Annotated in this window: 9 protein-coding genes and 1 pseudogene; 5 read left to right on the forward strand and 5 right to left on the reverse strand. The window is 69.9% G+C overall.

Features of this window, described 5'->3' with window-relative positions:
* Window positions 1–116 precede the first annotated feature (116 nt).
* On the reverse strand, window positions 117–245 hold the full coding sequence (locus ACFV4K_RS18300; protein ID WP_379276205.1) for a hypothetical protein: 129 nt from the start codon (window positions 243–245) through the stop codon (window positions 117–119).
* A 42-nt stretch (window positions 246–287) separates the two neighbouring features.
* Window positions 288–635, reverse strand: coding sequence for a DoxX family protein (locus tag ACFV4K_RS18305; RefSeq protein ID WP_379276207.1), 348 nt, complete (start codon window positions 633–635; stop codon window positions 288–290).
* Between the two features lie 412 nt (window positions 636–1,047).
* Between ACFV4K_RS18305 and ACFV4K_RS18310 the strand changes: the two genes are divergently transcribed.
* Both ACFV4K_RS18310 and ACFV4K_RS18315 read left to right on the forward strand, forming a co-directional pair.
* Window positions 1,048–1,458 carry an LppP/LprE family lipoprotein gene (locus ACFV4K_RS18310; RefSeq protein WP_379276209.1) on the forward strand — a complete coding sequence of 137 codons (411 nt, stop codon included), beginning with the start codon at window positions 1,048–1,050 and terminating at the stop codon, window positions 1,456–1,458.
* A gap of 33 nt (window positions 1,459–1,491) precedes the next feature.
* Window positions 1,492–1,754, forward strand: a pseudogene (locus ACFV4K_RS18315) (AarF/ABC1/UbiB kinase family protein); the annotation flags it as partial.
* Here ACFV4K_RS18315 and ACFV4K_RS18320 read toward each other — a convergent pair.
* Both ACFV4K_RS18320 and ACFV4K_RS18325 read right to left on the reverse strand, forming a co-directional pair.
* The gene (locus ACFV4K_RS18320) at window positions 1,717–2,685 is read right to left on the reverse strand and encodes a formylglycine-generating enzyme family protein (protein ID WP_379276210.1); all 969 of its coding nucleotides are present in this window, start codon (window positions 2,683–2,685) and stop codon (window positions 1,717–1,719) included. The pseudogene ACFV4K_RS18315 and the gene ACFV4K_RS18320 sit on opposite strands and share 38 nt — an antisense overlap.
* Before the next feature lie 141 nt (window positions 2,686–2,826).
* Window positions 2,827–3,108 (reverse strand): hypothetical protein, encoded by a 282-nt coding sequence (locus ACFV4K_RS18325; RefSeq protein ID WP_357089319.1) that lies wholly within the window; start codon window positions 3,106–3,108, stop codon window positions 2,827–2,829.
* A 139-nt stretch (window positions 3,109–3,247) separates the two neighbouring features.
* On the opposite strand from ACFV4K_RS18325, the gene ACFV4K_RS18330 reads away from it, so the two are divergent.
* Entirely contained in the window at window positions 3,248–4,192 is a 945-nt protein-coding gene (locus tag ACFV4K_RS18330; protein WP_379276211.1) for an ATP-binding cassette domain-containing protein, read from the forward strand.
* Entirely contained in the window at window positions 4,189–5,001 is an 813-nt protein-coding gene (locus tag ACFV4K_RS18335) for an ABC transporter permease (RefSeq protein ID WP_379276212.1), read from the forward strand. The genes ACFV4K_RS18330 and ACFV4K_RS18335 overlap by 4 nt, the downstream gene beginning before the upstream one ends.
* Here the strand turns inward: ACFV4K_RS18335 and ACFV4K_RS18340 are convergent.
* Complete coding sequence (locus ACFV4K_RS18340) at window positions 4,985–8,146, reverse strand: BTAD domain-containing putative transcriptional regulator (protein WP_379276213.1); 3,162 nt, start codon at window positions 8,144–8,146, stop codon at window positions 4,985–4,987. The genes ACFV4K_RS18335 and ACFV4K_RS18340 overlap by 17 nt on opposite strands.
* A gap of 148 nt (window positions 8,147–8,294) precedes the next feature.
* Here ACFV4K_RS18340 and ACFV4K_RS18345 point away from each other — a divergent pair, with 148 nt between their 5' ends.
* Window positions 8,295–8,927: a DUF4097 family beta strand repeat-containing protein gene (locus ACFV4K_RS18345; RefSeq protein WP_379276214.1), complete on the forward strand. Its 633-nt coding sequence runs from the start codon at window positions 8,295–8,297 to the stop codon at window positions 8,925–8,927.
* The last annotated feature ends 42 nt before the right edge of the window (window positions 8,928–8,969 follow it).

An 8,969-nucleotide genomic window follows, 5' to 3' on the forward strand; every position in this document is an offset into this window, starting at 1 on the left:
CTACACGCAGCGAATTCCGGCGAACAAGGAGGGGGAGGTTGTTTCGGAGTGGACAGTGAAGATCACCGCTGTCGAGGAGTTTCTCGAGAGCGGTGATCTTCAGGGGTGAGGGCGGGTTACCACTGGCCGGGGGCGTAGGAGCCGCCGGCCAGGCCCGCGAGGACGTTGAGGCGGGCGGCGGTGACCAGTCGCCTGTTGAACTTGGCGGCAACGTCGTTGGCGTACAGGTTGAAACGCGGTTCCATGATCTTCTCTTCTCTCGATCGACGGGTCGGTAACGGACTCGATCAGGCGGCGAAGCCCAGGCCCATGGCCACGGCGACGGGCACCAGGTACAGCAGGGGGAACGGGATGCTGCCGAAATGGCGGGCCCGTATGATCGTGATCACCGCACCCGCGAAGTACAGGATCAAGCCGATGGCGGCGGCCACCCCGACGAAGGGGATGAACAGCCCGGCGATAAGTCCGACCGCGCCCGCCCCTTTGGCCAGGGCCAGCGGGGTCCACCACGCCTCGGGCACCGAGTACTGCCGCAGCGGCTCGACCACGAACTCGGCCCGGCGATACAGCGAGAACGCCGAGAACCCCACCCAAGCGGCGGCCACGACGGTGACGATCACATAGGCGATGAACATGACAGACTCCAATTTCCTTGTGGGAGAGAGCGATAACCGCCCTCTTCGAGTTGTGCAGCCGGGGCCTGGAACGCGGTGCGTTTCAGTCGGCTTCGTCAAGGTGACGACGCAGCCCGGGGATGTGTGACACGGCCGATCGCGCAACGTTTCTCGGGTGGTCCGCGAATAACCCGGTGATACCGAGGGGAGAGGACTGGTCATGAAGAAGATCGTCGGGATTGGTGTGGCGGTGGCGGCTCTGGGGCTGGCTACTGGTTGTCAGGACGGGGCTACGGTGCCGAAGCCGGGTGGGGTGGCGACCACCACGGTGGGTGCGCCCGGGGGTGGGCAGCCGACGGGTGGGGAGCAGGCGCCTGTGGTGACGAAGCCTGCGGGGGACGGGGTGCCCGCCACGGCGGGTGGGGGGAATTGCGTGGATTTGAAGTCGCCGGTGGTGACGGCGGCGCTGGGGAAGCTCGGGGCGAATGTGGGTGGGGAAGGGTTCTTCGCGCAGAGCGGGACCGAGGCGAAGGTGGGGTCCTGTCCGGCGCTGATGTGGGTGCTGGCGGATACGCCGCACGGGACGGCCAGTTCGCCGTGGCATGTGATGTTGTTCAACCAGGCCGGGTTCCTGGGGACCGCGACGAAGAAGTCGACGTCCTATACGTCGGTGGTCGGATCCTCGGATCGCAGTGTGCAGGTGCGGTACCGGTGGCTGGCGGGGAGTGACCCCAGCTGCTGTCCGTCGGGTGGGCCGGTGGTCGTGACGCTCACATTGGGGGCCGACGGTCATACGGTGACGCCGGATCGGGACTTCCCGACCGAGGTGACCAATCCCAAGTAGACCTGTCGAAAAGTGAGCAATCCTGCTGCTCCGCTCGACGAGGAGATCACCATCAGCCCCGAACTCGCCACGGCCGCCGTCGTCCACGCCGTCGACCCCGTTCGGCCGACCTCCGCGGCATGCGCCGTCAGCTCCTGCCGCCCGCGCACGTCTCCTCCCGCCGCGCCGACCTGCTCACCTTCGCGGCGCTCGGCCAACTCGGAGCGACCGGCAACTGGCACCGGATCGCCCGAGAATGGCTCTACGACGAACCGCCGGTCACCGAGATCGGCCGCCGTTCGCGCTTTCTCGCATGACCGTTCGGAAGCCGAGGTGGCAGGTGGCCGTGTCCTCGGTCTGGCCCTGCCGGGCCGCCGGTCGGTACCGGAGGCAGTAGTTGGGGGCGCACAGGAACGAGCCGCCCTTGGTGACGCGACGCGGAAAGCGTTCCGCTGTATAGGATTCCGCGACCACAGGGTTGGCGGGCGCGCAGCAGGAGGCGGGGGCGGGGCGCCGGCGGTCCGCGGTGAAGAGGTCGCTGGTCCATTCCCAGACGTTGCCGGTCATGTCCGATAGGCCGTAGCCGTTGGGCGGATAGGTTCCGATGGCGGTGGTGCCGGGCTGTTCGGATTGTCCACGGGCGGGGAGGAATTCCCACGGGAAGCGGCCCGCCCAGGTGTTGGCCATGCGACGGCCGCGTGGTTCGAATTCGTCACCCCAGGCGTAGGTGGCGGCGTCGAGGCCGCCGCGCGCGGCGAATTCCCATTCGATCTCCGTCGGCAGCGATCTCCCCGCCCAGGTCGCGTAGGCAGTGGCGTCCTCGTGGGCGATCTGGGTGACCGGATGACGGTCCAGGCCGTCGAGGGTGCTGGCCGGGCCGCGCGGATGCCGCCACGACGCTCCGGGCACATATGCCCACCACTGCCGGTAGTCGTCGAGGCGTACCGGTCCGGCGGTGCGCTGGAAGACCAACCCGCCCGGGACCAGGTCGGCGAGATCGGCGCCCGGGAAATCGGCTGGGTCCAAAGGTCTTTCGGCGACCGTCACGTAGCCGGTCGCCTTCACGAAGCGGCGGAACTCGGCATTGGTCACCGGATGTTCGTCGATCCAGAACGGTTCGACGGTCACGGTGTGGACCGGTTGCTCCTCGGGGAAGAAGTCCTCCGATCCCATGACGAAGCTGCCACCCGGCACCCGCGCCATGCCTTTCGGGCGTTTCGGGCTCGCATCGGGCAGCGACGACCGCATCCATCAACTCCTTCGCCTCAGCAAATTCACGGTAACACCGAGAATCGGGCGGATCGAAAAGCTGGTGGGAGGTGTTTCCGAAGCGTTACCCCGACGCGGGCTATTCGGGCAACCAGCCGGTCACCGCACGTCGGGACCTGCTTACAAGCCGCGATAGCGCTCGGTGCGGTGGGATAGTCGCTCGGAGAAGGTCTCGGTCCAGGCCATCGACTCGGTCTCGTCGGTGATCTTCGCGCGACGGCGGGTCGCCGACGGGGACGTCGACGGCCGGCGCTTCGAGCCGCCCGGGCGCGCTTGGAACGCCAGAACCCGAACTCCCCAGGCCACGTATGCCGCCACGCTCATCCCCGCACATTCGGCGGCATCGCTGAGGGTGAGCCAGTCGTCATCCCCGACGCTCACCACGATGTCCCTGCTTGCCATGACTGAACGGTAGTCCGATCGGGTCTCCGTCGCCGTCAAACCCAGGTCGAATGCCGTGTCAAAACCGTATAGGGCCTGTCAGGCGCCGTGTCAGGTCCGCGTCAGGCCGATATCAGGTGGGCGGTCGAAAGTTCTCCCCATGAACAGCACAGCAATCGCGGCCTCGGGGCTGCGGAAGGCATACGGGGACAAGACGATCCTCGACGGCATCGATCTGAACATCGCGACCGGCAGCATCTTCTCGCTGCTCGGGCCGAACGGGGCGGGCAAGACGACCATGGTCAACGTGCTGACCACGCTGCTGCGGGCCGACGGGGGGACGGCCCGCGTCGCCGGATACGACATCGCCACCGAGACCCGCGCGGTGCGGGCGGCGATCGGGGTCACCGGTCAGTTCGCGGCGGTCGACGACCTGCTCACCGGCGAGGAGAACCTGCGGCTCATGGCGGACCTGCACCGCCTGCGCGGCAGCGAGAGCAAGCGGGTGGTCGCCGGTCTGCTCGAGCGGTTCGAGCTGACCGAATCGGCGCGCAAACCGGCCTCGACCTACTCCGGCGGCATGCGTCGCAAACTGGACCTGGCCATGACCCTGGTGACCAAGCCGGACATCGTCTTCCTCGACGAACCGACCACCGGACTGGACCCGCGCAGCCGCCGCACCATGTGGGAGATCGTGCGCGAGTTGACCTCCGACGGCGTCACCATCTTCCTCACCACCCAGTACCTCGAGGAAGCCGATCAGCTGGCCGACCGGATCGCGGTGCTCGACGGCGGCCGCATCGTCGCCGAGGGCACGCCCGACGACCTCAAGCGCCGGGTGCCGGGCAGCTACCTGCAGCTCCGGTTCCGCGACAACGCGCAGCTGGAAGCCGCCGCGCGGATCCTGCCCGACGGCACCGCCGACCACGAGGCCCTCACCCTCCAGGTGCCGGGCGACGGCGGGTCGAACGCCCTGCGCGCCTTGCTGAACCGGCTCGCCGACCACTCGGTCGAGGCCACCGACGTTTCCATCCACACCCCCGATCTCGACGACGTTTTCCTTGCCCTGACCGGGCACGCCACCATGGAGGCCGACGCAGCATGAGCACCATCGTTTCCACCGAATCCACCGCGACCGACCGCATCGGCGCCACCGGCGGCCTGACCGCCTCGCTCGGCGACTCCGCGATCATGTTGCGCCGCAACTTCAAACACATCGCCCGCAACCCGGTCTCCATCTTCAACGCCGCGTTGATGCCGGTGATCATGCTGCTGATCTTCGTCTACGTGTTCGGCAGCGCCTTCAATGTCGGCGAGGATTACATCAACTACGCGACACCCGGCATGATCCTGCTGGCCATCAGCTACGGACTCTCCGGCACCGCGGTGTCGGTCAGCTCGGACATGGCCAAGGGCATCATCAACCGGTTCAAGGTCATGGACGTCTCCCGCGGCGCGGTGCTGACCGGGCACGTGGTGGCGACCATGCTGACCAACCTGATCGCCATCGCCGCCGTGCTCGGCGTGGCCTTCGCCCTGGGCTTCCGGCCCCCGGCCTCGGCCACCGAATGGCTGGGCGCGATCGGCGTCATGGTGGCCACCTCGTTCGCGGCCTCCTGGCTGACCGTCGCGCTGGGCATGGCGGCCAAGACCCCGGAGTCCGCGGGCATGTCGGTGGTGCCGCTGATCATGCTGCCGTTCGTCAGCAGCGCGATCGTCCCGGCAGACCAGATGGGCCAGGGCGTGCGGCAGTTCGCCCAGTACCAGCCCTTCACCCCGATCATCGAAGCCCTGCGCGGCTTCCTGACCGGCCACCCGTCGGGCGGCTACACGGCCGCCGCGCTGGCCTGGTGCGCCGGGTTCGCCATCGTCGGATACCTGTGGTCGCGAGCCACTTTCAGCAAGCGAGCGTGACCCGGGCCAGCTCGTGCCAGTCCGCCCGCGCCCCCTCCCCCGCCGCCTCGGTGAAGCCGTCTTCACCGAGGCGGCTTCGTGTCGTCTGCTCGATGCGGGCCACATCCGGATGTGAGCGGTCGGCCAGGCCGCGCACCGCGTCGCCGGCCGCCAGCAGCCGCACGGCCTGCGCGGCCTGGCCGTCGCGCAGGGCCAGATCGGCGATGCCGACGATGATCCGAGCCAGCAGGGGCGCGTGCCCGCCGGCGGTCGCCGCCTGAAAAGCCGCGGCGCGTTCGGTTCTCGCGGCGACGGTGTCCTCGGCCAGGTAGCCGCGCAGATCGTGGATCAGGGCGCTCATGAAGGGCTGGCCCACGTCCTCACCCAACATCAAGGTCGCGAACGCGATCTGGCGCTCGGTCTCCGCGACGTCACCGTTCCAGCGGGCCAATTCCGCTCGGGCCAACGCGAGTTCGGCCAGACCACTCGGCCACGCCGCTTGATCCGCGTACCGCTGCGCCTCGGTCAGCGCCACCGCGCTCGCGTCGAAATCACCGAGCAGCCAGTACAACTGGGCCTGCCGTGACCGCATCCGGACGGCGTCCTCGATCGCGCCGACCTCGGTAGCGGCGGCCACCGCCTGCTCGAAATACGCGCACGCGCGGCCAAATTCACCGCGCATGGCGATCCGGTCGGCCAGCTCGGTCAGCGCGAACGACATGCCCCAGCGTTCACCGATGGCCCGGAATTCGGCCAGCGCCAACTCCAGTTGCTCATCGGCCTGCTCCCCGCCCTGACCGAGCACGACCCGCAGCTTGCCTGTCTGCAATCGGGCCAGGGCCCGCACCCACGGGTCCGCGTCGTCGAGCAGCGCTTCGAAGGCGGGCAGGAACTCGTCGGGCCCCTTCAGCATGCGTTCCAGGGCGGCGAGGAAGGCCAGGGCCGGATGACTGGCGTGGATGCCCTGGCTGACGTCGCTCGCCTTGTGGATCCACTCCTCCACCTGACGCTGGTCGCCTGGGCCGGAGGTCACGAAGTGCACGACCAACCCGTACACGGTGGCCCGCGTCTCGGCGTCGACCGTCTCGTCGGGCAGGGCCGCGGCGGCGCTCACCAGTTCCCGACCCTCGGCCTTATGGCCGCTGAGCCACCAGTACCAGCCCGCGGCGGCAGCCAAGCCCAGTCCGCCGGGCGCGTCCTCGGCGGCGAGGGCGCCGCGCATGGCGGCGGCGATGTTGTCGTACTCGGCGTCCAGAACCGCCAGCCACCGCACCTGTTCGGCGCGGCGCAGATGCGGTTCCGCGGTCGCGGCCAGTGCCGTGAAGCAGGCCAGGTGCGCGCGGCGCGCGGCGTCGGACTCCCCCGCTTCGGCGAGACGATCGCGGGCGTACTGCTTGATGGTGTCGAGCATGCGGTAGCGCGGCTCGTCGTCACCGGCGGTGCGCAGCAAGGACTTCTCGGTCAGCGTGGTCAGCAGTTCGAGCACCTCCCACTGCTCGACCGCCGCGTCCGCACCGAACTCGGTGGCCGCGCACACCTGTTCGGCCGCTTCGAGAGTCGCGCCGCCGGAGAACACGGCCAAGCGGCGCAAGACCTTTCGCTCGGCGTCGGTGAGCAGCTCCCAACTCCAGTCGACCACCGCGCGCAGGGTGCGGTGCTGCGGGATCGCGGTGCGGCTGCCGCCGGTCAGCAGCCGGAAGCGGTCGTCGAGACGGTCGGCCAGCTGCTCGAGGGACATGGTGCGCAGGCGCGCGGCCGCCAGTTCGATGGCCAGCGGAACCCCGTCCAGCGCCCGGCACACCCGGGCCATGGTCGCCAGGGTGCGGGCATTGGTCGCGAGATCCTTGCGGACCGCGCTCGCCCGATCGCGCAGCAGCTGGACGGCCGGGGAGGATTCGATCTCGGCGGCGTCCGCGTTCCCGGCGGGCAGGGCCAGCGGCTCGACCTGCCAGAGCGCCTCACCTGTGATGCCCAGGGGCTCACGGCTGGTCGCGAGGATGCGCAACCGCCGGCACTCGCCGAGCATGCGATGCGCGAAGGCGGCCGCGGCCTCGATGACGTGCTCACAGTTGTCGAGGATCAGCAGCATGTCGCGGTCGCGGACGGCTGCGATGAGCCGGTCGACGGGTTCCGCGTTGGGCGCGCCGCCGAGCAGCGCGTCGCGCAGACCCAGCGCGGCCAGCGCCGACTGGGCGAGATCGCCGCCCACGCCCGCCGACGCCAGCTCGACCAGCCACGCGCCGTCCGGCAGCTCGGCGAGCATGGCGCGCCCGGTCTCGGTGGCCAGCCGGGTCTTACCGGAACCGCCGGGACCGGTCACCGTGGTGAGCCGATGTGCCGCAACGAGTTCCCGCACGGCGTCGAGGTCCGCCTGCTTGCCGACGAAGCTGGTCAGCTCGGCGCGCAGATTGGTGCGGCGGTCCTCCTCGCGCTGCGCGCCCACCTCGCCGCGCAGCAGCGCGACATGCAGCGCGGACAGTTCCGGCGAAGGGTCCACGCCCAGCTCGTCGGCGAGAGCCTCGCGGGTGCGCTGGTAGACGGTCAACGCCTCCGCGCCCCGGCCCGCGGCGGCCAGCGCGCGCATCAGCGAACCGGCGAGGCGCTCCCGCACCGGGTTTCGATCCACCAGCTCGGTCAGCTCGGCGACCGAGCCCGCGCCGCGACCGAGCCGGACCTCCGTCTCGTAGAGATCCTCGGCGGCGGCCAGGCGCAGGCCGTCGAAGCGGGTGATCGCGGCGTCGACGGCCGCGTTCTCCTGCGCGGCGAGGTCCTGCAGGGGCGCGCCGCGCCACAGTTCCAGGGCCTCGCGCAGGGCCTGTGCCTGCTGGGCCTCCGCGCCGCCGCGGGCCGCGTCCAGCAGCTGTTCGAAGCGGACGGCGTCCACCGCGCGGGGCGTCACGGCCAGCCGGTAGCCGCCGGGCTGCACGTCGATCACGCCGTCCGGCAGCACCTTTCGCAGCCGGGACACCAGCGCCTGCAGGGCGTTCGCCGCGTCGGCGGGCGGCTGTTCGCCCCAGATCCAGTCGACCAGCGTGGTTTTCGCGACCGCGCGGCCGGGTTCGAGGGCCAGCGCGATCAACAACGCCCGCAATCGGACACCCGGCACGTCCACGGATCCACCGTCCTCGGTTCGGATCTCGAGCGGTCCAAGCATCCTGATCTGCACCGGACCATTGTGCCGTCAACCCGTGACCGGGGCAGAACCAGTGTCAGCGGCCGTGTCAGGGCAGCGTCAGCCCGCTGTCAGCGCGCGCGTTCAGAGTTACTCCCATCAGCCCGGCACCACCCCGGAATCGCATCCAAAGGAGCAAGTCATGACCGCCTTCGAGACCCTCTCCCCCATCACCGTCGCCGTCGCCGTGGCCGCCGGGAACGTCACCGTCACCGCCGCCGACCGCACCGAGACCGTCGTCGACGTCCGGCCCGCGAACCCCGCCAAGAAGGAGGACGTCCGCGCTGCGGAGCAGGTCCAGGTCCACTTCACCGACGGCGTCCTCACCGTGCAGACCCCCACCGGCTGGCGCGCCCACAACCCGTTCACCGCCGTCGGGACCATCGTGGTCACCGTCGCCGTCCCCAGCGGCTCCCGCCTCACCGGCACGGTCGGCCTGGGCAACCTGTACGGCGCCGGCGGCCTCGGCGACTGCGAACTCGAGGTGTCCGCCGGCGACATCACCGTCGAACGCCCCGAGGGCTCGGTGACCGCGAAGGTCGCCAAGGGCGACATCCACATCACCGAGGCCGCCCGCGGCATCCTGCGCCTGGAGACCTCCATGGGCGACCTCACCGTCGGCATCAAGCCCGGCAGCGCCGCCCAGCTGGAGTCCAACACCAAGTCCGGCTCGGTCCAGAACCGCCTGGCCGCCGTCGACCAGCCTCAGGACCTCGTCCAGGTGTACGCCCACACCTCCTTCGGCAACGTCAGCATCGGCCAGTCCGCCGCCTGACCCTTCCGACCACGTTGACCGGCCCGGTCGCCGCCCCGCGGC

It is taken from the genome of Nocardia sp. NPDC059764 (assembly GCF_042732555.1).
GTDB lineage: Bacteria > Actinomycetota > Actinomycetes > Mycobacteriales > Mycobacteriaceae > Nocardia.

Bases quoted from the DNA above. Each gene is read 5' to 3' on its own strand.
- ACFV4K_RS18300 (WP_379276205.1), bottom strand. From the start codon at position 245: ATGGAACCGCGTTTCAACCTGTACGCCAACGACGTTGCCGCCAAGTTC.
- ACFV4K_RS18325 (WP_357089319.1), bottom strand. From the start codon at position 3,108: ATGGCAAGCAGGGACATCGTGGTGAGCGTCGGGGATGACGACTGGCTC.
- ACFV4K_RS18345 (WP_379276214.1), top strand. From the start codon at position 8,295: ATGACCGCCTTCGAGACCCTCTCCCCCATCACCGTCGCCGTCGCCGTG.
- ACFV4K_RS18320 (WP_379276210.1), bottom strand. From the start codon at position 2,685: ATGCGGTCGTCGCTGCCCGATGCGAGCCCGAAACGCCCGAAAGGCATG.
- ACFV4K_RS18335 (WP_379276212.1), top strand. From the start codon at position 4,189: ATGAGCACCATCGTTTCCACCGAATCCACCGCGACCGACCGCATCGGC.
- ACFV4K_RS18330 (WP_379276211.1), top strand. From the start codon at position 3,248: ATGAACAGCACAGCAATCGCGGCCTCGGGGCTGCGGAAGGCATACGGG.
- ACFV4K_RS18305 (WP_379276207.1), bottom strand. From the start codon at position 635: ATGTTCATCGCCTATGTGATCGTCACCGTCGTGGCCGCCGCTTGGGTG.